This window comes from Drouetiella sp., from assembly GCF_059504425.1.
This window is the reverse complement of record NZ_JCACIN010000002.1, coordinates 72,338-93,916: the sequence shown is the minus strand read 5'-3', so window position 1 is coordinate 93,916 and position 21,579 is coordinate 72,338. Positions and strand designations below refer to the sequence as shown.

Sequence of the window (21,579 nt, the reverse complement as noted above, 5' to 3'; positions counted from 1 at the left end):
GGGCTTAACTTTATGACTCGTATTATATGTTTCCTCACATTAAATTGGTATAAGGCGTTGCAATTAGAATGTGACGTTTTGCATTGGCACTGTAAAGCGCTGCAATTAGAATGTAATGCTCTACATTGGCACTGTAAGGCGCTGCAATTAGAATGTAATGCTCTGCATTGGCATAGTAGACCTCTTGCAGATTAAAGTTTTGGGATTAGTAGGACTTACGCACTTGACGCTTAAAACCTCGATCCCCCCTAGCCCCCCTTAAAAAGGGGGGAACCTCTGAAGCCCCCTTTTTAAGGGGGTTGGGGGATCTCTTCTGCGTAAGTCCTAATTAGGTTTAGTGGGGCTGCACCCCGACTAAACCCAAGAGGATGTTTGAAAAGTATTAAATGTTCTGCATTCGCCCCCCAACCCCCCAATTCTGGGGGACTTTCGAGCCAATTTTTGTTCAAAGTCCCCCAGAATTGTAGGATTTAGGGGGCGGTTCGGGTAACGATTGGCACTTTTCAAACATCCTCTAATTTGCGATCTACTGAATATACAAAGTTCAATATGTAAAATTAACGGAGTGGGTTCATCCTCAATAGAGTAGAACTATGGCAAGAAAATCTAAAGGATTTGGCGAACTGTTGAACTCACAGCAGCGCATCAAAGGACAGCAGGAGTCGATGGATAAGCTAGCCGAAAGGGTAAAACAGGGATATTTGAAAGACATCGTGGGGGGTGTGGTCAGGAATCCCAAAGGCGAAGTTAAAATGTCGGAGGTGCTACAAGCCTTTGTTGAGCCTCATTTGGACTTTGCCGCGACCAAAGAGCAGCGGCAAAAATTATTTGCGATCGCCATTCTTGCCTGGAATTTGGCTCTCCTTTCTGAAGAGCAACAGCAGAAAGAAATGGAGGATATCATTGCTCAAATGTCGATGGGGAAAGATCGTCAGGCAGAACAAGATATCAGAGAAATCTTAGAAGAATTGACGGAGCGTAAGCGCAGGCTTTTCCCCAATCATCGGCGATACATCCTCGATTTTGATGTTCGAGAAACCCGTAATGACTTTCACCTCTCGGTCATTTCTTCACCAACGCCAAAAAATTAAAAATCATGACTTTACGCAGGCGCTACAGTTGGCTCATCAGAAAACTTTGGTGGAATGGCACTGAGACAACAATCCGATCTGCCCCCCAGCCCCCAATTCTGGGGGACTTTGAATGGCTCGGAAGTCCCCCAGAATTGGGGGATTTGGGGGGCGAGAAAACTGTCAACTCAGATAGGTTCATACTTCAATTCAGCAACGCCGCAACTCTCATGATATTTGTACGTCAAAGTTGAGTAGAAATTTACTTCTGATCCCTTTCATGACAACAATGTAGGGACAAAGAACAGGGCTTAGTGTGCGGAGTTTCCATGAGTACATCAGTGTTTCCAGACGGATCAAGACAGGCGATCGCTCTTCCCTCTGCCCAAATTTCCATCGTGGTTCCGGTGTACAACGAGGTCGAGAGCCTGCCGCGCTTGATTGAGGCGATCGCTTCAACACTCCAGAACAATCGCCTTAACTATGAAATTATTTGTGTAGACGATGGCTCCACGGACGGTTCGGCCGATCTGCTGCGGCAAATTGCAGGCGATCGCACTGACCTAAAAGCCGTGCTGCTCCGTCGCAACTATGGGCAAACGGCAGCCATGGCTGCCGGATTTCACCATGCCACAGGTCAGGTGATGATTACGCTGGATGGCGATCTACAAAACGATCCGGCAGATATCCCCAGACTTCTGGAAAAGCTAGACGAAGGCTACGACTTGGTGAGCGGCTGGCGAGTGCAGCGACAGGATGCCGCTCTGACTCGACTCCTGCCCTCCAAAATTGCCAACTGGCTCATCGCCAAGGTGACGGGCGTCAATATTCATGACTACGGCTGCTCCCTCAAAGCCTATCGATCGGAGTTGGTCATGGACATGAACCTCTATGGGGAACTGCATCGGTTTTTACCTGCCCTGGCATTTATTGAGGGAGCCAGAATTGCTGAAATTCCGGTACAGCACCATGCGCGTAAGTTTGGGCAGAGTAAGTACGGCTTGGGGCGCACCTTCCGAGTCGTGATGGATTTATTCACCATCTTCTTCATGAAGCGATTTTTGACGCGCCCCATGCATGTTTTTGGCCTATTCGGACTGATCGCAATGCTGCTAGGAATGGCAGTTGGCGTTTACCTGACTTTCCTGAAGCTGACTCTGGGAGAAGATATTGGCAACCGTCCGCTGCTGATTTTGGCAGTCGTCCTGTTCCTAATGGGCATCCAGTTGTTGAGCTTTGGTCTGTTGGCAGAGCTTTCAATGCGGACTTATCACGAGTCGCAAAACCGCCCCATCTATCGGGTGAGGGAAGTGATTGGCTCGAAGCTAGAGCACTAGCGGCAGCTAGTGGTTTGTTGATTGTTAACTGACGTGTTGATGTAGATGGGTAGATGGGTGGATGGGTGGATGGGTGGATGGGTGGATGCGGGTTCCCAATTACTCATCTACTCATCTACCCCCTCACCCGCCAACTATTAACTAACCATTAGTTCTCTTCCTCGATCGCATAAACAGCACCAAGCTGGCGATATTTTTGAGCAAAGTCGGTGCCATAGCCCACGATAAATCGATCGGGGACAGCCATGCCCAAATAGTCGATCGCTACGGCAACTTTGCGGCGATCGGGTTTATCCATCAGGGCACAGAGCTTCAGCGATGCAGGTTGATAGGTCTGCAAATCTGCCAGGATTCTGGCGGTGGTGGTCCCTGTGTCAATAATGTCTTCCACGACAATCACATCTTGATGGGCGATCGCTTCTGGCCCTAAGCCCATGACTACAGAAACGGCACCTGAGCTGACGGTTGCAGTACCATAGCTCGATGCTTGAATGAATTCGATCGTCTGGATTGGAGTCTGCATGGCTCTGACCAGATCGGCAGCAAACATAAATGCACCCTTGAGCACCACCACAATCACGGGATGGCGATTGGCATAGTCTTTGTCAATATCCTGCGCCAATCGCTGGACTGCTTCAGCAACGTCTGCGGCAGAGATGAGCAGAGTGAGAGATTCCATGATCGGCGATCGCTAACGGGACGTGGGGTTGCTGGCAGTTGGGGTAATGGTTCTGACCTCCCGACAGTCCGGTACCCAGCCCTGAGTATCCTGATGGCGTGAGGTGGTAAACGCCACGTCGCCCTTATTATTCAGGCACTCGTAATAAACAGCCTGAACTTGAGGAGGCGTGCTGTCTCGGTAGCCAATTTCTCGGCAGTTGTCTAGGGCATCCGCAACCGATTCGCTGGTGGTAGTCAGGGCAATGTTGCCGTTGCCGTCATAGCACTGGTAGTAGGTGGCGCGCGCCTCTGCCTCAGAGAGGTAAGGCACTTCTCGACATCCCATCTGCCAGCCGATCGTCTCTTGGGGGTTAATGGTGACGTAGGCAATGTTGCCGCTGCGATCGTAGCAGTCGTATCGAATGATCTGCTGAGCTGAAGTCTCTGTCGTTTCAGCGTTAGCCTGCGTCGGCACAAAGCCAATGCCTCCCGTGACGGCAAAAAGGGCGATCGACACAACAGATTTAAGATTTATAACCATGGGTTCCTCAAGACAGCTCTAACTTATTTTTTGGGTTTGACTTATTTTGCTGGTTTATCTAATAAAAATCCGGTCTAATTGACCTAAATCGGCACACCCTAGCCACTATTTTTACAATAGGTCGATCGCTTGTCGATGATCTGGGTTGAACATGGGACAATCATGATCTTTAATGCGCTGTTTCAGGGTTCCTCAAGGGGGGGTAAATGAGTGAACTGGATATCCAACTTCGGCAGCTAGTCAAAGAAGCCTGTAGTCATCCACCCGGCAGTCCGGCACGGCAGCGGCGGCTGACTCAGGTGATCCGGCTGTCGTCGGGCAAGCTGTGGCGCGAAAGCGTTGCCTACTATCAGGATGCGGTGCAGCAGACCTGGGTGTATTTTTGCCAAAATGTCTGTGAAGCCAAAACGGGCGATCGCTATGACCCCGATCGCAGCAGCGTTTCCACCTGGCTGAATGCCTATCTGAGACGGCGGCTCCAGGACTTTTATATTGACGGGCAAAAGCAGCAGGCGACTCGTGCAACGGGCTTGGCAAGGGGATCGCGATCGGGCGAAACAGGCGAAGTCATTGACCCGATCGATAACTTGGCTGCCCAGCCTGACGTGCCGCCTATCCTCCAGGAAGTGAAGACCTGGGCAGAATTGGATGTCACGGGCGAGCTGCAACGGGTACACATTGAAGGGTATCCTCGAATCAATTGCCAAATGCTGATTTTGCGAAGGCTGCCTCCAGAAACCGGGTGGAAAGAGCTTGCTGCCGAGCTGGGTCTGTCGGTTTCGACGCTGAGCAGCTTTTATCAGAGACAATGCTTGCCGCGTTTGCGTAAATTTGGTCAGTCGGAGGGATATCTCTAAAGCACTGGAGGACAAAGAGCTTTTACCATGACCTACACTACCTCGTCTGCACTACCGCTTCCCATTACTCGTCGAGCGATCGCCCTGGCAGACCAGTTTGCCCACCGACATCCCGCCGAAAAAGCCGCTCAAGTCCGGCTGAATACGCTGGCAGTCTGCGTGATGAACGACTACTTGCAAATGATGGGCATTGCCGCCGATCCCTCAGGCAGCGATAGCTGGAATCCGGTGAGCCAGCTTTGTGCCGATGTTGCCGATCTAGAGGTTTTGGGCGTGGGCAAGCTGGAGTGTCGTCCTCTCTCAGTCAACAGCATTGGTCAGACGAGCGATGTCTGCAACGTGCCGCCCGAAGTGTGGGAAGACCGGATTGGCTATGTCGTGGTGCAAATTAATGAAGCAGCTCAAGAGGCAAGTCTTCTAGGCTTCACAGAACGGGCGATCGAAGCACTGCCCCTGAGCCAATTGCGATCGCCCGAAGCGCTGCTGGATCATCTCGATCGGTTGATGCATCCGGTGACTGCCGCCTCAAGAGTGGCGAACCTCAGCCAATGGCTACAGAATATCTTTGAAGAGGGCTGGCAGACGGTGGATGCCTTGCTCAATCCTCCTAACCTTGCCTACGGCTTTCGGGGCATAGACTCTGCGGCTTCCCAGGATCGTTCGCAAAGCCTCCGCCGCGCTAAGTTGATTGACCTCAACATTCAAATGCCTAACCCTGTAGCGCTCGTGGTGGAACTGACTCCAGACGCTGAACAGACTGCCATTTGCCTTCAGGTTCATCCCACAGGTACGACCTATTTGCCTCCAGATTTGCGGCTGGCTGTGCTGGATGAGGCGGGAGCAATCTTTTTAGAAGCTCAGTCTCGCGGCACAGACAACTACATTCAGCTTCAGTTTAGCGGTCACTCTGGCGAGACTTTTCAGGTACAGGTGGCGATCGCCGATGCCAGCGTCATAGAATCCTTCGTGATTTAGCCCAGTCGTTTAGGTGATTCTATCCAAAAGCCGTGAGGAAGCCTCGATGGCAGGTAAATTAGCTGTCCTAAAATTTGGTGAGGGGAGCCTTGAGACGGGCTTTCCGGTAGCGCTGCAAATCAGTGAAGAGCAAGTTAGCGAAGAGCAAATCAGGCAGCAGGATACGCTGCGCCCTGGCTTAGCCTACTATCCTCTAGCCGAAGTGGCAGGAAAGCTGCCCCCTGCGCCCGATCTGCTGCGCTACTATCAGCACTGGCAGTCAACCTATCGGCAGTTGGGAACCCAAACTCGTCTAGAAGCCCCCAAAGCGCAGGTGACAAACGTCTCCATGCTAACGGACTGTCAAAGCGCTGCCGAGGCGCTGAGCGATCGCTTCAACACCTGGCTGCGTTCAGAGTCGTTTCGTCCTTTACGAGAAAAATGGCTAGAGCTGCTGTCCCCCCAGGATTCAATTCGGGTGATTTTGCAAACTGACGATTCGCTGCTGCAACGGCTGCCCTGGCAAACCTGGGAGTTGAGCGATCGCTACACCCAATCTGAATTTGCCCTCAGCCTGCCCAGCTACGAGCAGATTGGCAAAACCCCTAACGTCAAAGATCGGCTAAAAATTCTTGCTATTTTGGGCAACAGTCAGGGCATAGATATCCAGAGCGATCGGGCTTTGCTGGAACAATTGCCTGATGCCGACATTCATTTTCTTGTAGAGCCTCAGCGTCAAGAACTCACCGATCAGCTCTGGGCGCAGCCTTGGGACATTCTGTTTTTCGCAGGGCATAGCAAAAGCGACTTGATCCCTCCTCCCCTATCAACTCCTGACTCCCGCCTCCCAACCCCCGACTTTCCCACGCCCGACTCTCCCTCTGCCGACCTCGGTCGCATCTTCATCAACGCCACCGACAGCCTCACCATTCGTCAACTCCGGTACGGACTCCGCCAAGCCGTCGAGCGCGGACTGAAGCTGGCAATTTTCAACTCTTGCGATGGTCTGGGTCTGGCGCGCAACTTAGCAGATTTGCAGATTCCCCAGATGATTGTCATGCGTGAACCTGTGCCCGATCGCGTGGCGCAGGAGTTCCTTAAGTCATTTCTCTCAAGCTTTTCTCAGGGCGAACCGTTCTACCAATCCGTGCGTCAGGCGCGAGAACGTCTACAAGGTTTGGAAGATCAGTTTCCTTGCGCGACCTGGCTGCCCATCATTTGTCAGAATCCGGCAGAGGCTCCACCGACCTGGAAGCAGTTAATGGGGCAAAAGTTCACTGGGCAAAAGTTCGCTGGGCAAAAGTTCATTGGGCAGGATGTCTCGCTGGCATCCGAGGGGACGATCGCCCCGCTTCAAGACTCGTCCAGAGCCGCACCCCAAAAATCAACCTCGCCCGTCTTCCGGCATTTACGCCAAGCCTCAAAAGTGCTGATCTCCGGTCTGCTGGTGACGGCAGCGCTGACGGGTCTGCGTTATGCCGGATTTTTGCAGCCCTCAGAGCTACAGGCATTTGATGCATTGATGCGGCTGCGTCCTGCCGAGTCTGAAGATTCCCGTCTGCTGATTGTCACCATTAACGATCGGGAAAAACAGCAGTATGGCGGGGTATCGCCCAACGGCGATCGCATTTCATTAACCGATCGCTTCCTCGATCAGCTTCTGACGCGGCTAAATCAGGCTCAGCCCAGCGTCATCGGGCTAGATCTGTATCGAGACTTTCCGGCAGAGCCTGCCGTAGCTCAACAGTTTCGGCAGCAGCAGATTGTTTCAGTCTGCAAAGCCCAGTATCCCGGTGAGGTAGGCATTGCTCCTGCCCCTGATTCTCCGCCCAATCAGGTGGGCTTTAGCGACTTTGTTGCCGATAGCGATGACAAGCTCCGCCGCCACCTGTTGGCAATGACCACGCCCTATATTGATCCCGATGCGCCTTGTACCGCTGCCTATGCGTTTAATCTCCAAATTGCCTCACGCTATCTGTTGACGCAACGCCTGCCCATGCTAGGCGCTCCCGATACCGATCTGCGATTTGGCAAAACTGTCTTGCGGCGGCTCAAAGCCCGGACGAGCGGCTACCAACCTGTTGACGATCGCGGCAACCAAATTTTGCTGAACTATCGGTCTACGCCGTTCCTCAGCCTATCGCTCACGGATCTGCTGTCTGGCAAAGTCAACCCCAGCATCATCAAAGATCGGATTGTGCTAGTGGGTGTAGCGGCTGAAAGCAGCACAGATTTCTGGGATACGCCGATCGATCCGCATATGCCGGGAGTCGTGGCGCAAGCCCACATGGTGAGCCAAATCGTCAACGCTGCGTTGGAGGGGCGATCGCTGCTCTGGGTCTGGTCATGGCAAGAGATTCCCTGGATTTTGGGCTGGGCGCTGTGGGGTAGTCTTCTAGGCTGGCGACTGCGATCGCCTCTGCGTCTGAGCCTAGCTATTTCTCTGAGTACGCTAGCGATCTGCGGCATCTGCTGGGGGGTGCTGCTTCAGGGTGGCTGGATTCCGTTGATTCCTGCCCTGCTGGCACTGGCGATCGCCAGCATCATGCCCCTTTTCATTCGCTTTCCTCTCAAACTTGCCCGGAATCGCCATTTCTCCTCTTGAAATACATTATATTACACCGTAATACAGCCATGAATATCTCCATCGCGCTGCTTGCCCCCCTCTTCTCTCTTTCCTTGCTCACTCCATTGACCTTTCCCGCCCTGGCTCAGGATGCGCCAGCTACAGGCATTCAGAGTAGAACGACCCACATCAAGTTTGAGCCACCCGCCCTAGGCAATGCGCCAGGTGGACGATCGCGGGGCGGAGCAAGCCGGGGCGAATGTCCTGCCGCAACGTTGCCCTTAACGGCGATCGTGCCTACGGTTAACGGAGGGGTGGGAGGGCTAACCACTGCCGATCAGCCTAGCTTCTGGTTTTATGTCCCTTATGCTTTGAATGGCGATCGCTCCGCAGAGTTTGTCTTGCTGGATGATCAAAATAGATATATTTATCAAACCACGCTGGTGAATGGCGAAAGTGATGCGATCGGGATAACGCAGGTGACTTTACCCGCCACAGTAGTGCTGGAAAAGGACAGGCTTTACCAATGGGTGTTTATGGTGAATTGTGAGATTGACAATCCCATCTTCACGCGGGGCAGCATCCGTAAGGTGACGATCGATCCGGTGCTAAGCACCAAAATTCAACAGGCTGAAGCCTTAGAGCAAGTCAGACTTTATGCTGAAAACGGCATTTGGTTTGAGGCGCTAAGCACCCTGGCAGAATTAAAGACTGCCAAACCGGGAGATGCGGCGATCGCCCTGGAATGGAAGAGCCTGCTGCAATCAGTTGATTTGACAGATATAGCGGATAGCCCGTTCGTGCCCTAGTTGACTAACAAAACTCAAGCCGTCTTCACCGTTCGGCTGAGCGCCCTTTGACCTGAGCGCTCAGATCGAAAGCTCGCGTTAAGCCGATCGGCGCTGCTCTTCAGGGCTACTTTTTGCAAATTCTTCGACCATCTTGCGATTGAAAGCAGGGATATCTCCCGGATTACGACTTGTAACCAAACCGCGATCCACCACCACTTCTTGATCAACCCAATTTGCCCCTGCGTTCTTTAAATCAGTTTTGAGAGAGGGCCAGGATGTTAAGGTACGTCCCTTCACCACCTCTGCTTCAATCAAAGTCCAGGAACCGTGGCAGATAGCAGCTACAGGTTTCCCAGCTTCAAAGAAAGCTTTTATGAACTGCACAGCTTGAGGCTGGATGCGGAGTTGATCGGGGTTGGCAACGCCACCTGGCAACATTAACGCATCATAATCGCTGGGATTTGCCTGTTCTAGAGATATATCTACTGGGAACCGATCGCCTTTATCAAAGTGATTCCAGCCTTCAACGCTGTCACTCTTAGGCGAAACAATATGGACTTGGGCACCTGCTGCTTCGAGCGCCTGTTTGGGTTGGGTCAGTTCTACCTGCTCGAAGCCGTCAGTTGCCAAGATTGCAACTTTGCGATTGCTCAATATACTTGTCATAGCTCAAATCTTTTCTGTGATGGTTGGTTTAGATTTGAGCCTAACGCAAGCTCGATTGAGCCTTAATCTGTCATCGGTTAGGAATATGATCTCAACTTTGGTTAAGCTTGATTGATTTTGATTAAACGATGGCACTCATACCCGCGATCGTCCCTCTCTGGTAGGATCATTTCTGGCAGGCAATTCTAAAGAGAAACTAAAAATCGCCATGACTCAGCCCAGCATCGCGCCTCACGGTGGAACGCTCATTAATCGTATTTGTACGCCAGAACAACGCACCGAATTTCTGGACAAGGGTGAGCACTTACCCAGGGTGCAGCTTGATGGGCGAGCTTTCTCGGATCTAGAGCTAATTGCGATCGGCGGATTTAGCCCGTTGACCGGGTTTATGGGACAGAAGGACTACGATCGCGTTGTCAACGAAATGCACCTAGAAAACGGATTGCCTTGGGCGATTCCTGTGACGCTGTCTGTCACGGAGGAAATTGCCGCTCCCCTCAAAGAAGGCAGTTTGGTTCGGCTGGATGACTTTAGCGGTCGATTTGTGGGCGTACTGGAGCTGACCGAAAAATACACCTACGATAAGGTACATGAAGCGCTGTTGGTGTATCGCACTAATGAGGAAAAGCACCCTGGCGTGAGGGTTGTTTATACTCAAGGCGCGATCAACTTGGCAGGCAATGTCTGGCTGCTGCAACGGGATACTGACGTGCGCTTTCCGCTCTACCAGATTGATCCGGCAGAATCGCGTCAGTTGTTTCGAGACAAAGGCTGGAAATCGATCGTGGGTTTTCAAACTCGAAACCCTATTCACCGCGCCCATGAATACATCATTAAATGTGCCCTCGAAACCGTGGATGGTTTATTTCTGCATCCGCTGGTGGGAGCCACCAAAGAAGATGATATTCCGGCAGATGTGCGAATGCGCTGCTATGAAATTATGCTGGAACACTACTTTCCCAAAGATCGGGTGATTCTCGCCATTAATCCTGCCGCCATGCGCTACGCGGGTCCTCGTGAAGCCATCTTCCACGCCCTCCTGCGCAAAAACTATGGCTGCACCCACTTCATTGTCGGGCGCGATCACGCAGGTGTGGGAGACTACTACGGCACCTACGATGCTCAATACATTTTCGATGAGTTTGCTCCGGGGGAACTCGGCATAATGCCGCTGAAGTTTGAACATGCTTTTTACTGTCTGCGCACGAACGGCATGGCAACCAGTAAAACCAGCCCTAGCACTAAGGACGAGCGGATTCACCTATCGGGCACGAAGGTCAGAGAGATGTTGCGTCGAGGTGAGCTGCCGCCCCCAGAGTTTTCCCGTCCTGAGGTCGCGGCTGAACTGACCCAAGCCATGCAGGAGAAAGAGTTGAGCTATGAAATTTAGAGCGTGAAATTTAGAGCGTGAAATTTAGAGCGTGAAATTTAGGACGCTGAGGATTGCTCCCGGTGTGGCTAATCCAATGGCGGCCAATCCAGTTGGGGCTGATCTGGTTGGGTCAGTTGAATCAGCGTTTCGAGCTGGAAGTGATGCACTAGATAGGCGATCGCCTCCTTTAACTCAGCCTGGGATTCTGGAATTTGCTCCAGCAGATGGGCGATCGCTTTGGAGTCGGCGCTACGAGCTGCGAAGTTGAGTTCGGTGATCCAGTGGCTAGACATAGCGCTGAGGTTGGGCAATAGGATATTAGACTTTGCTTGCGGGGCGGCAGGCTGATTGCTCATCAAATGGGTTGAGTCAGCAGACTGGGTGTCAGTGGATGCCAGATCTGCTCTCAGAACCTCTAGGTCTCCTGAAACTGCCAGCTTAAGGGGAATGGCAAACTGAAACACGCTGCCCTGCTGCCACTGGCTGCTGACCGTCAGATCACCGCCCATGATCTGGACGAACTGACGGCACATAGGCAACCCTAAACCTGTTCCCTGACGCGATCGCCGCCCTGATTCTGACTGTGTGAAGCATTCAAAAATCAGACACAGCTCATGAGCTGCAATGCCGATGCCAGTGTCTATAATCTCGAAGCAAATTTTTGAGCGATCGTCGTCCCACTTTACCGCAATCGTCACTTCTCCTTGGTCAGTAAACTTAATGGCGTTATCAATCAAATTAATTAGGACTTGCCGCAGCTTTTGGGCATCAGTGCGGATCATTTGCGGTAGATCGGCATCTTGACGACACACCAGCCCAATGCCCTTACTGCGCGCCCTCAAGCTAAACATCCCCTCAATATTGCCCAGCAATAGCTGTAAATCGCAGGACTGTTCTTCGAGATGAACATATCCCGATTCAATTTTGGCGATCGATAAAACTTCGTTAATTAAATTCAGAAGATGTGCGCCGTTGCGGTTGATGGTTTCAAGCTGCTGCTGCTGTTGGGAGGTGAGGCGATCGCACGCCATGAGCTGCGAAAAGCCCAGGATGGCATTCAGCGGTGTCCGCAGTTCATGGCTCATGTTTGCTAGAAAAACACTTTTTGCCTTATTTGCAGCTTCCGCTGCATCCTTGGCTTGTCGTAACGCTTCTTCAGTGTGTTTGAGGTTGGTGATGTCTGTTGAGGCGCCAATAATCCCCTGTACCTGTCCCTCTTGATCAATAAAGGGGCTAACAATGACTTGATACCAGCGCAATTCACCCTGAAGATTTCTAATTCCTTGAGTTGGGATAAATCGACTCTGGCGCGTTTCCATCACATCCTGATTAATGGCTAAAAACTCTTCCGCCTGCGCCGGAGGCAAGATAAATTCATCAGTCAACTTACCTAAAGCTTCTTCAACAGCGCAGCCATAGATCGCTGCGCCTGCCTGATTAATTGCAAGAATTCGCCCTTCTCGATCTTTCACAAAAATGCAGTTGGGAACTGCATCAATCACGGTATGGAGAAAAGTTCTTTGCGCCTCCAGATCGCTGGCAGCCTGCTTACGTTCAGCATCACTTCGCTTGGCTTCGCTAATGTCACGGACGTTTGCCAAAATGGTATCTTCTCCGCTCAGCATAATTCGCCGGAGCGCTACTTCGACATCAAATATCGAGTTGTCGTGAGGTCGTCTGGCTTTCCACTCAAAGCAAATGGTTTCTCCCGTCAAGACGTGACGCCAAGTTTCAGGTAAGGTTTCTAGAGAGTTGGTATCCGCAGAATAATCTTGCTGAATTGAGAGCTGCAACGCTTCTTCTCGCGAAACCTGAAACAGTTCTAACATGCGATCGTTGACATCTAAGATCGTGCCATCTGCTTGATGCAGAAAAATTGCGTCATGGGCATTGTTAAAGATGGTGCGCAAGTTTCGCTCTGAAACTTGTAGTGCTTCCTCAGCACGTTTGCGATCGGCTTCTTCTCGCTTGCGTTTGCTAACATCTTCTCCCTCCAGCAGCAGCATCGTCACGACACCTGCCTCATCCCAAATGGGGCGAAGCGAAAAGTCAAACGTGACTGTTTTTCCCAAACCTGCTTTTCCTAGACCTGCTTTGTCCAGACCTGTCTGACTCTGCCGTGAGATATCGACATCATAAATATCAATTTCATAGCGAACAAATTCTGCTTGAGCTGCCTTGGCAATGGCTTGTTCCAGAGGCTCCTGTACAACAGCATCAGACTCCCACCAGGGTGTCTTCCAGAGCAGCTTGCCCACAACCTGCGATCGCGTCAATTTGCCAAAGTTAAGCGCCGTTTGGTTGATCTCTAACAGCGTGCCATCTGGTTTCAACAGACCGACAAACCGCAAGGTTTGGTTGAAAATGGCGCGGAATTTTCCCTCACTTTCACGCAAGGCTCGCTCAACCTGCTTACGCTCGGTAATCTCTTGCTCAAGAACTGTATTGGTCTGCGCCAGTTCAGCAGTGCGCGCCGCCACTTGGGTTGCTAACGTCCAGTTATAGTTTGACAGAATCTTTTCGGATTGCCGTCGCCGGGTAATATCTTGAAAGACTGTAATGACGTAGAGCACTTTCCCGGCTTTGTCAAAAACGGGACTCGATCGCCCTTCCACTAAAATATTTTCTCCATCTTCACGGTGAATTTCCAGGTCATCTACTATGACAGCTTGTCCTTGCAGTGCAAGAACAGAAGGCAGCATCTCAGGAGGGTACAGGCGATCGGTTCCTGCAATATAGAGATTGTAGGCAGCAGATTGCTCTTCTAGAGGCATGATGGAGGTTGCTTTTTTGCCTAAGACTTGTATTGCCGTAGGGTTCATATAGACAACGGCACCTGTTGCATCGATCGTCCCTACGCCAATGGGCAAATTCTCGATTAAGCTGGCAAACTTTCGTTCGCTTTTCTCAAATCCGCTGAATAGAGTATTGAGCTGGATTGCCATGTTGTTGAACGATCGCGCCAGTTCTGCCACTTCGCGGGTGGAGTGGAACGTGACAATGCGATCGAAATTGCCTCTGGCAATCGCTTTTGCTATTTCATTGAGCTGCAATAGCGGTCGCGTGAGCCATCGCGCTGTGAGCAGACTGGTACCCAAGGTCAGCAACAGCGCCAAACTGCACATCGCCACGATTGTGCGCATGTTCGGGTTTGTTTGAGTTGTGAAGTCTGACCCTGGTACGATCGCCACAACCCACCAGTTCAACCCATGGGCATCCTGCCAGGGCGTAATTTGAACAAACTGACGCTGACCGTCTAGATCAAATTCAAATTGTTTGCGGGTTGCGAAATTTTGTAGCGCCAGTAAATGCCGAGCCGCTGACCGAATCAGCAGATCGTCGGAGTCAGACGCGAACAGGCGTTGCTGCTGACTTCGGCTGTAGATCTCGTGATCACCCGAACTTGCCACCAGCCGACCGTTAGATTCTAGGATAAAAACCCGCCCCGACTGACCGATTTGGATCTGCTCCAGAAAGGTGCTGAGGTCATCTAAACGCAAACCCACTGCTGCAACGCCCACGCGCTTGCCCGATAGGCGAAGGGGATGTAGCGCAGTTAGGGTCAGATCAGGAGTGCCTGCGCCCTCACCAATAGAACTCCAGATAGCTCTATCTTGGGCGATCGCCTGATGCCCAAGAGCATGGGAACTTTTCACACTGCCACCCGAATGAGGGGCGCTATCCGACACGCGATCAACCCTATATTCTGCTGGCTGCCCTGGCTGAGTGGGTCGCCGTACCACACCGACAAGTTGACCTGCTTCGCGGTCTAGATAAATAGAGTTGATGACGCTAAAAGCCTGAATGCGCTTGAGCAAATAGCCATCCAGAGCTTTTAAGTCTTGAGACTGGAGGTCAACAATACCCATCTCTACATCATCTGCTACCAGTCGAGCGATCGCGGGCGGGGCAGCAGTGTAAGCCTTCAGATGGTGCTCAACGCGATCGCCCACTTGCTCTAAGAGCTGATCTGCTAAACCCTGAACGGTTTGCTGCTGGTTGCGATGAGTCCAGTAGCCCGCCAGCCCCACAAAAATGACAATTGGCGCCATGCAGGAGCCAACCAGCACAAAGCGAAGAGACAGTTTCCCAGAAAGTTGGTCGATCAGTCTGCTGACCAAGCTGCCAGATTTAGAGCGCTGAGGGGCGGGTGAATTCATGGATCTATCCACGAATGAGCTATGGCAAAGCGATCGCGTCCTGCCTGTTTCGCACGATAGAGCGCTTGGTCAGCCGCTGCGATCAGATCGTCAGGCGATCGATCGAGCTGCGGAACAATAGTTGCAATGCCCATGCTGAGGGTCAGATAGGAACTCACGCTAGAGGTGGCATGAGGGATCTGAATCTGGAGCAACTGAGCCTGAATTCTTTGAGCTAACTCGATCGCGCCTTCGAGCGGAGTTTTGGGTAGGGTCAGGGCAAATTCTTCTCCTCCGTAGCGAGAGGCTAGATCGGCTGGGCGCTTGGCACAGGCTTCTAGAACGACACCTACCCGCTGCAAACAGTCGTCTCCAGTCGGGTGCCCATAGGTGTCGTTGTACTGTTTAAAGAAATCAATATCACACAAAATCAGCGCTAGGGGCTGCTGTTCGCGTGCCATTCTGCGCCATTCTTGCTCCAGATGCTCATTGAAACAGCGACGATTTGCTAACTGCGTTAGACCATCCAGATTCACCAATCGCTTCAGCTCCTGGTTAGCTTGTGCGAGCTGCTGCTGTAATTGGTGCAGGGTTAGATGGGTTTTTACCCTCGCCAAGACTTCAGCCGTATGGAAAGGCTTAGTAATGTAATCGACTCCCCCAACTTCAAAGGCTCTGATTTTGTCGGAAATATCATCCAGGGCGCTCAAAAAGATGACGGGGATATCGCAAGTTTTCAGATTAGATTTGAGCTGACAGCAAACCTCATAGCCATCTAGATCGGGCATACAAATATCTAGCAAAATCAGCTCTGGTGGCAATGTCTCAGCAGCCATAAGCGCCATCCGCCCGTTGATAACGGTACGCGCTTCATAGCCTTGCTGTACCAGAATGCCAGAGAGGAAACGCAGGTTATCGGGCGTGTCATCCACAATTAGGATATTGCCTTCGCAGGTCATTGGAGGGCACCGCCCATTAAGTACATTAAGTATCAGAGCGCTACAGTTAGGTATATCTAGTTTGCCCAATTATGAGCTAAAACTCAAAAATTTTTGGCAGTGGTATTTAGGTAAGGCTTTTTGTTGCGTGGGCAAAGCCCACGCAACAAAAAGCCTTACCCCTTAAGGACTACCAAATTCTTGATGCTCATCACCGGAGAGGAAACCAGATCTTTAGCACTGCTCAATAGGATCATAAGTTTTATTTTCATAAGGCTTGATTTTGTAGGATAGGTCATTTGATCACTCCCCAAAGTCATGTTGGCAAAATAGTATTGGTAAATAGTATTGGTAAATACGGTTTCACCTTAAAACATTCATCAGGATTAGCAGTCCTGCAAAAACAATCACGGTTTCCATGAGCTTGCTGAATAGCGCTACCGATGTGCGATCGAAGAAGACCTTAAGCACTTTGTAATCCTTTTGCTCATTACCTTGAGTGCAGCCATTCTTCTCAGAATTCTCACGGCGCTTCGTCAAGTTCCCTACACGCTGCCGTTGATGAGAGTGGGCTTAGTGGCATCAGTGAATTTTTGGTTGCTAGAGCTGTCACCCAGTAGGATTCTAAGGGTGTTGCCTCCGCTACTGTTGAGGCGGGCTGGAGCATGAGTCGCAGGAGGAGTTTTGAAAATCGCTGATCTCTGGAATGATCTTTTTTGGGAGAGGGGCGCTGCGCACGACTCTCCCAAAAAAGATCATTCCTCTGTTAAGCATTCTAGAGGGAAAAAGTCAATTAAAGTGATGACTAAGAGGGTAGTGCTCAAGATGTAATGAATACCAGAACCCTACTCTAATCGTCTTGAGAGAAATGGCGATCGAGAAAGCTGAGCGCATGGTTACGCAACTCATAGTATTGCGGCAGCTCACGAATTTCTTGAATATTGCGAGGGTGAGCAAACGGCACCTCTAGAATTTCGCCAATTCGGGCGGCTGGCCCGTTGGTCATCAGCACAATCTGGTCAGCCATGTATAGTGCCTCATCTACATCATGAGTCACCATCATCACCGCCTGTCGCTGGCTCTCCCAAATATCTAGCACCTGCCGCTGAAGCTTGCCCCGCGTCAGGGCATCCAAGGCCCCAAACGGTTCATCCATCAGCAGTAAAATCGGACGAATGGCGATCGCTCTAGCAATGCCCACCCGCTGCTTCATGCCGCCAGAAAGCTCGTCAGGATACTTGTTTGCGGCTGCCGTCAGGTTCACCATCGCCAGATGTTCGTTGACCAACTGCTTTTTTTCGGCAGGCGACAAATGTACCAATACTTCATCTACCGCCAAGCGGATATTCTCCCGCACCGTCAGCCAAGGCAGCAGCGAATATTGCTGGAACACCATCATGCGATCGGCTCCGGGCTTACGAATTTCTTTGCCCTGTAACCGCACCGATCCCGAAGAAGCTTTCTCCAGACCCGCCACAATTTTCAGCAGTGTCGATTTGCCGCAGCCAGAGTGACCGATGACTGCCACAAACTGATTTTCTCGAATGGTCAAATTAATTCCGTCCAGAATCGTAGATTTGCTCCCATCGCCTGCTTTGTAGGTTTTGGTCAAATTCTCGATTGCCAAAAACTCCTCAGAACCTGAGCGAGAGGGGCGATCGCCTGTCGCATAATGCAGATTAGATTTCACCGTGATTGCCTCCTGTAGAGAAATTGGCATTGCTTAATTTGAATGTGAAATTAGCACCGCCGAAAAATTAAGTCATGTAAATGGGAATGGATCGATTAGCGCGAATCTCGAAGCTGTTGAGGTAACGCACCGGATCGCTGGGATCGAAGGCTTTGCGATCGATAAACATCTCCGCAGGTTCTACTCTGTAATCACTGGCTGGACACTGAATCCCCATTTCATTGGCGATCTCGCGGTACAGATCGGTTCTCCAGGCGACTTTAGCCTTTTCCTCAGCATCCTTAGGAAACTCTGAAATCTGTCCCCAGCGGGCTGCCTGAGTCATGAGCCAAATCGCCTGAGACTGCCACAAAAAGGTGGAGTGGTTGCCGGAAACTGCGGCTAGGTCGGGTGGCAAATCGTAGAACATTGTGGTTTCAGCAGCTTCCACCATTCTTTTTTTGCCGTCAAACCCGCCGTAGTTGTAGTTGCCCACAATTCCTGGTGCCGTAAACTTGCTGACGCATTCGGGCAGCTTGCTGACATCACTCGGATTAATCACCGTTGGAGCCACGCACTGGCGCGGTTTTGCTCCAGTGAACGATCGCGCCGTAATCAATTTGGCAACTTCCTCTCGATTTTCTGGCTGGCTGCAATATTGACAGGCTTCAATCATGGTCTTGATCAGCGATCGATAGGTTTTGGGATTCTCATTAATAAACGACTCCTGTACGGCTAAAACGCGATCGGGATGTCCGCGCCAGATTTCTCGTCCTTGCGCGAAGGTGAACCCTACCCCCTCATTGCCCTGAATCGCGCGGGTGTTCCAGGGTTCAGCCACCATGTAGCCCTGCATATTGCCGATGCGCATATTGACGACCATCTGCGGCGGCGGCACGATAATGATGCGAAACTCGGTCAGTACATCCACCCCCACTGCAGCAGACAGGTAGCGGACAAAGTATTCATAGATCGAGGAGCTAAGCACTACCGCCCAGACCCGACGCTCTGGCGGCAGGCTTTCAAAATAGCGGCGGAAGTCTCGCCCAAAGCTATCCATGTCGCCATTGTACTCATGCAAGGGGCGCAATCCCGCCTCCCACATGGCTTTGCTCATGGTCATGGCGTTGCCGTGCCGATGGATGGTCATGCCTGCACAGAGGGGCGCATGGCGTGCGCCCTCTGCGCCAATGCGGGCGTTGGTTACGGCTCCCGATACGACTGGAGATGCATCCAGCCGACCAAAAATCACGCCATCTCGCGATGTTGCCCAGCTTGCCTCGCGGCTAAGGGTAACGTTGAGTCCATACTTGCGAAACAGACCTTTTTCGTAGGCGATCGCAAACGGCGCACAATCATTAACAGGCACAAAACCAATGTTTAGATTGGGCTTTTCCAGGCTTTTGGCATCGACCACGGGATCAATATCGGCTTGGGTGATGACTCCACCAGATGTCCCAGACGGCAGACTACAAGCTGCGAGGGCGCTGGTTGCAGCAAATCCGCCCAAGCCATAGAGAAGCGATCGTCGGCTCAGGTTATGCATAGAAACTCGACTTATTTAGTTCTTATGGGTTTACAGCGCTTTGCGCTTGGTTAAGTATGGGTTATTTTTGTAGAAGCCTCGCTCCGCGAGGCTTCTACAAAAATAACTGTGGTTTATGCAATTGAAAATTGCTGTAAAGTTTGGAGAATCGAGTGGCTACAGAATTATGTAGACGAGGGCGATCGATGCGTTACCAGAACCTGTAGCCGCCCCAGAAGATAGTCCAGCACCAGACCCGTACTGCCAATGACCAGAATTGCCAGAAAGACCGAGTTTAGGTTCAGGCGGCTCCACTCGTCCCAGACAAAGAAGCCAATCCCAATGCCGCCCGTCAGCATTTCTACGGCAACAATCACCAGCCATGCGATGCCCAAGCTAATCCGTAACCCCGTGAAAATATAGGGCAAGCTTGCTGGCAAAATAATTTTGGTAATCTGCCGCCAGCGCGACATTTCCAGTACCCGCGCCACATCTAGATAGTCTTGGGATACGCTGGACACTCCCAGAGCTGTGTTGATGATGGTGGGCCAGAGCGAGGTAATGAAGATGACAAAAATAGCTGAAGGATTCGCCAGATTAAAAATTGCTAGGGCGATCGGCAACCAGGCAACCGGAGAGACAGGTCGAAAAATCTGAATTAGCGGATTGATTGCCAGCAGAGCTTTGCGCGACATACCTATCAAAAAACCGACTGGAATTGCCACCAGAGATCCCAGCAAAAATCCTAGGAACACGCGCCGCAAGCTTGCCAGCAGCAGCCAGCCAATGCCCAAGTCTCCAGGGCCACGTCGATAGAAAGGATGGGTGATGTAGTCGAGGTTCGCTAGCAGCGCCTCCAGCGGCGTAGGCAACAGCTCAGACACAAACGCAGCGACAAACCACCATAGCAAAAGGACTCCCAAAATCCCCAAGAGCGGCAGTAAAACAACGTCCTGAAACAAAGTCGGGCGAATAGACTTACGCCATGCAGCCTGAGCCGCTATGGCGATCGCCATAGTATTAAATTGCAGCATTCAATTCCTCCTGAGTAGGCGAGGCAGGTACATAAACAGAGCTCCACAAAACCCTAGATGGGAGATGTGGCAGAAATCGCTCTTAACCAGACCCGAGGACACTGAAGGCAATCGAGCAACAAAAAGCTGATTCTTCAGTCTCCCCTCAATGCCGACGGAGTTAGCTGACGGGCTAGGGCTGAGAGGTGCCCTTCCTCCAGAAGGCATTTGCCTTTTGGAAAATTCGCCCCAAGATTTGGTTCCTCCGCTCTTTATTTCGTCATCATTGCTGACGAAACAACAGATTAGGCTGACTGACTATGGGTTCTAATCAGGCTATCACCCCTTCCTGAGAATCGTCAATCCTTTTCGATGCCAACAAATGCCTCAAAATAGCCCTCGAAAATCAGGGGATCGCGTCAGGAATAGCTGACCTTGAAACGGTAGTCATTACTCCGACTCACAGAACGCCTGAGTAGGGTTTGCATCACCGCTTCGCAAATCTGTTCACACAACAGCTCATCAAGCTTCTAGAGCTGTCGCTGCCACACAACCAGCTCTAGAAACCAGCCTATGACACAAAAGTTATAGGCGAGTTTTTATTTCGCAATTTCGCACAAGATTTATATCACCCAAAATATGCAAGATTCACCTTCCCGCGATCGCTTCCCGCAACTCTTTGCCGGATTAACTGCCCTATCCCTTGCTCTGGTCGTCAGCTCCTTTATGGCAGCCAACGCCATCCGTAATTTTAAACAATCTAACGATGCGCTAATGGTCACAGGATCTGCCAAACGCCCGATTCGATCGGATTATGTGGTTTGGCGAGCCTCTGTCTCTAGCCAACAGTCCACAGCTCAGGCAGCTTACCAAGAGCTAAAGCGTCAGACGGAGCGCGTGCAAAGTTACCTGAAAGCTCAGCAGGTGCCCGATGATGCAATCACGCTGAACGCGATCGAAACCTATGCGATTCCAGAGGTTGCTGCTAACGGACGGGAGACAGGACAAACGATCGCCTATCGCCTGAGTCAGCGGTTGGAAGTTCGCTCTAGTGAGGTCGATCGCATTACTCAGCTTTCTCAACAAGCAACTGACTTGATTAACGAGGGTATCTCCCTAACTTCCGAGCCGCCGCAATATCTGTACACGCAGTTGGGAAAAGTGCGGATCGAGATGGTGGCTGAAGCGACTAAGGATGCTAAGGCTAGAGCAGAAGCGATCGCTCAAAGCACGGGGAATCGGGTGGGAGCAGTGCGCAGTGCTGAAACGGGGGTGTTTCAAATCACGTCTCGTAACTCAACAGATGTCAGCGATTCGGGGATTTATGACACTTCATCGATCGACAAAGACATTACAGCAGTGGTATCAGTGAAGTTCGGAATGGAGTAATTATCTGTATCTTAGGGTGGAAATTAGAGCCATAACCTTCCAAAACTCTTGGGTCTTCAAGCAGCCAAACGAAGTCTCAAGGGTTCACTCTT

Annotated in this window: 17 protein-coding genes and 1 riboswitch; of the genes, 8 read left to right on the top strand and 9 right to left on the bottom strand. The window is 51.3% G+C overall.

What is annotated here, in order from left to right:
* Positions 1–593 precede the first annotated feature (593 nt).
* Both AC5JMP_RS00875 and AC5JMP_RS00870 read left to right on the top strand, forming a co-directional pair.
* Positions 594–1,091 (top strand): hypothetical protein, encoded by a 498-nt coding sequence (locus AC5JMP_RS00875; RefSeq protein WP_495849522.1) that lies wholly within the window; start codon positions 594–596, stop codon positions 1,089–1,091.
* A gap of 308 nt (positions 1,092–1,399) precedes the next feature.
* A complete protein-coding gene (locus AC5JMP_RS00870) occupies positions 1,400–2,407 on the top strand; it encodes a glycosyltransferase family 2 protein (protein WP_495849521.1) in 1,008 nt (335 codons plus the stop codon).
* Positions 2,408–2,555: 148 nt separating this feature from the next.
* Here the strand turns inward: AC5JMP_RS00870 and hpt are convergent, their stop codons facing one another.
* Positions 2,556–3,086, bottom strand: a complete 531-nt coding sequence (gene hpt, locus AC5JMP_RS00865) for a hypoxanthine phosphoribosyltransferase (RefSeq protein ID WP_495849520.1) — start codon at positions 3,084–3,086, stop codon at positions 2,556–2,558.
* 12 nt (positions 3,087–3,098) lie between these two features.
* Complete coding sequence (locus AC5JMP_RS00860; protein WP_495849519.1) at positions 3,099–3,608, bottom strand: hypothetical protein; 510 nt, start codon at positions 3,606–3,608, stop codon at positions 3,099–3,101.
* A gap of 206 nt (positions 3,609–3,814) precedes the next feature.
* Between AC5JMP_RS00860 and AC5JMP_RS00855 the strand changes: the two genes are divergently transcribed.
* The 4 genes from AC5JMP_RS00855 to AC5JMP_RS00840 are packed head-to-tail and all read left to right on the top strand — an operon-like array spanning position 3,815 to position 8,794.
* On the top strand, positions 3,815–4,465 hold the full coding sequence (locus AC5JMP_RS00855; protein ID WP_495849518.1) for a sigma-70 family RNA polymerase sigma factor: 651 nt from the start codon (positions 3,815–3,817) through the stop codon (positions 4,463–4,465).
* A gap of 27 nt (positions 4,466–4,492) precedes the next feature.
* A complete protein-coding gene (locus AC5JMP_RS00850; RefSeq protein WP_495849517.1) occupies positions 4,493–5,440 on the top strand; it encodes a DUF1822 family protein in 948 nt (315 codons plus the stop codon).
* Positions 5,441–5,486: 46 nt separating this feature from the next.
* A complete protein-coding gene (locus AC5JMP_RS00845) occupies positions 5,487–8,024 on the top strand; it encodes a CHASE2 domain-containing protein (RefSeq protein ID WP_495849516.1) in 2,538 nt (845 codons plus the stop codon).
* A gap of 29 nt (positions 8,025–8,053) precedes the next feature.
* Entirely contained in the window at positions 8,054–8,794 is a 741-nt protein-coding gene (locus AC5JMP_RS00840; protein WP_495849515.1) for a DUF928 domain-containing protein, read from the top strand.
* A 78-nt stretch (positions 8,795–8,872) separates the two neighbouring features.
* Here the strand turns inward: AC5JMP_RS00840 and AC5JMP_RS00835 are convergent, their stop codons facing one another.
* Entirely contained in the window at positions 8,873–9,442 is a 570-nt protein-coding gene (locus AC5JMP_RS00835; protein WP_495849514.1) for a type 1 glutamine amidotransferase domain-containing protein, read from the bottom strand.
* A gap of 208 nt (positions 9,443–9,650) precedes the next feature.
* Here AC5JMP_RS00835 and sat point away from each other — a divergent pair, with 208 nt between their 5' ends.
* On the top strand, positions 9,651–10,832 hold the full coding sequence (sat, locus tag AC5JMP_RS00830; RefSeq protein WP_495849513.1) for a sulfate adenylyltransferase: 1,182 nt from the start codon (positions 9,651–9,653) through the stop codon (positions 10,830–10,832).
* A 68-nt stretch (positions 10,833–10,900) separates the two neighbouring features.
* Here sat and AC5JMP_RS00825 read toward each other — a convergent pair whose 3' ends face one another.
* The 6 genes from AC5JMP_RS00825 to ntrB form a co-directional block, all read right to left on the bottom strand.
* Positions 10,901–14,974 carry a PAS domain S-box protein gene (locus AC5JMP_RS00825; protein WP_495849512.1) on the bottom strand — a complete coding sequence of 1,358 codons (4,074 nt, stop codon included), beginning with the start codon at positions 14,972–14,974 and terminating at the stop codon, positions 10,901–10,903.
* A complete protein-coding gene (locus tag AC5JMP_RS00820) occupies positions 14,971–15,912 on the bottom strand; it encodes a diguanylate cyclase domain-containing protein (protein WP_495849511.1) in 942 nt (313 codons plus the stop codon). The genes AC5JMP_RS00825 and AC5JMP_RS00820 overlap by 4 nt, the downstream gene beginning before the upstream one ends.
* Before the next feature lie 342 nt (positions 15,913–16,254).
* Positions 16,255–16,431 carry a hypothetical protein gene (locus AC5JMP_RS00815; protein ID WP_495849510.1) on the bottom strand — a complete coding sequence of 59 codons (177 nt, stop codon included), beginning with the start codon at positions 16,429–16,431 and terminating at the stop codon, positions 16,255–16,257.
* A gap of 310 nt (positions 16,432–16,741) precedes the next feature.
* On the bottom strand, positions 16,742–17,611 hold the full coding sequence (locus tag AC5JMP_RS00810; RefSeq protein ID WP_495849509.1) for an ABC transporter ATP-binding protein: 870 nt from the start codon (positions 17,609–17,611) through the stop codon (positions 16,742–16,744).
* A 37-nt stretch (positions 17,612–17,648) separates the two neighbouring features.
* Positions 17,649–19,121, bottom strand: coding sequence for a CmpA/NrtA family ABC transporter substrate-binding protein (locus AC5JMP_RS00805; RefSeq protein WP_495849530.1), 1,473 nt, complete (start codon positions 19,119–19,121; stop codon positions 17,649–17,651).
* A 149-nt stretch (positions 19,122–19,270) separates the two neighbouring features.
* On the bottom strand, positions 19,271–20,119 hold the full coding sequence (ntrB, locus tag AC5JMP_RS00800; protein WP_495849508.1) for a nitrate ABC transporter permease: 849 nt from the start codon (positions 20,117–20,119) through the stop codon (positions 19,271–19,273).
* A 134-nt stretch (positions 20,120–20,253) separates the two neighbouring features.
* Positions 20,254–20,420: riboswitch (cyclic di-AMP (ydaO/yuaA leader) on the bottom strand.
* Positions 20,421–20,737: 317 nt separating this feature from the next.
* Between ntrB and AC5JMP_RS00795 the strand changes: the two genes are divergently transcribed.
* Positions 20,738–21,487: an SIMPL domain-containing protein gene (locus AC5JMP_RS00795; RefSeq protein WP_495849507.1), complete on the top strand. Its 750-nt coding sequence runs from the start codon at positions 20,738–20,740 to the stop codon at positions 21,485–21,487.
* Positions 21,488–21,579: the final 92 nt, after the last annotated feature.

What these genes read in the sequence shown, in the direction of transcription:
- AC5JMP_RS00840 (WP_495849515.1), top strand. Translation starts at nt 8,054, where the DNA reads ATGAATATCTCCATCGCGCTGCTTGCCCCCCTCTTCTCTCTTTCCTTG.
- AC5JMP_RS00820 (WP_495849511.1), bottom strand. Translation starts at nt 15,912, where the DNA reads ATGACCTGCGAAGGCAATATCCTAATTGTGGATGACACGCCCGATAAC.
- sat (WP_495849513.1), top strand. Translation starts at nt 9,651, where the DNA reads ATGACTCAGCCCAGCATCGCGCCTCACGGTGGAACGCTCATTAATCGT.
- AC5JMP_RS00825 (WP_495849512.1), bottom strand. Translation starts at nt 14,974, where the DNA reads ATGAATTCACCCGCCCCTCAGCGCTCTAAATCTGGCAGCTTGGTCAGC.
- AC5JMP_RS00810 (WP_495849509.1), bottom strand. Translation starts at nt 17,611, where the DNA reads ATGCCAATTTCTCTACAGGAGGCAATCACGGTGAAATCTAATCTGCAT.
- AC5JMP_RS00795 (WP_495849507.1), top strand. Translation starts at nt 20,738, where the DNA reads ATGCAAGATTCACCTTCCCGCGATCGCTTCCCGCAACTCTTTGCCGGA.
- AC5JMP_RS00850 (WP_495849517.1), top strand. Translation starts at nt 4,493, where the DNA reads ATGACCTACACTACCTCGTCTGCACTACCGCTTCCCATTACTCGTCGA.
- ntrB (WP_495849508.1), bottom strand. Translation starts at nt 20,119, where the DNA reads ATGCTGCAATTTAATACTATGGCGATCGCCATAGCGGCTCAGGCTGCA.
- AC5JMP_RS00860 (WP_495849519.1), bottom strand. Translation starts at nt 3,608, where the DNA reads ATGGTTATAAATCTTAAATCTGTTGTGTCGATCGCCCTTTTTGCCGTC.
- AC5JMP_RS00875 (WP_495849522.1), top strand. Translation starts at nt 594, where the DNA reads ATGGCAAGAAAATCTAAAGGATTTGGCGAACTGTTGAACTCACAGCAG.
- AC5JMP_RS00835 (WP_495849514.1), bottom strand. Translation starts at nt 9,442, where the DNA reads ATGACAAGTATATTGAGCAATCGCAAAGTTGCAATCTTGGCAACTGAC.
- AC5JMP_RS00870 (WP_495849521.1), top strand. Translation starts at nt 1,400, where the DNA reads ATGAGTACATCAGTGTTTCCAGACGGATCAAGACAGGCGATCGCTCTT.
- AC5JMP_RS00845 (WP_495849516.1), top strand. Translation starts at nt 5,487, where the DNA reads ATGGCAGGTAAATTAGCTGTCCTAAAATTTGGTGAGGGGAGCCTTGAG.
- AC5JMP_RS00855 (WP_495849518.1), top strand. Translation starts at nt 3,815, where the DNA reads ATGAGTGAACTGGATATCCAACTTCGGCAGCTAGTCAAAGAAGCCTGT.
- hpt (WP_495849520.1), bottom strand. Translation starts at nt 3,086, where the DNA reads ATGGAATCTCTCACTCTGCTCATCTCTGCCGCAGACGTTGCTGAAGCA.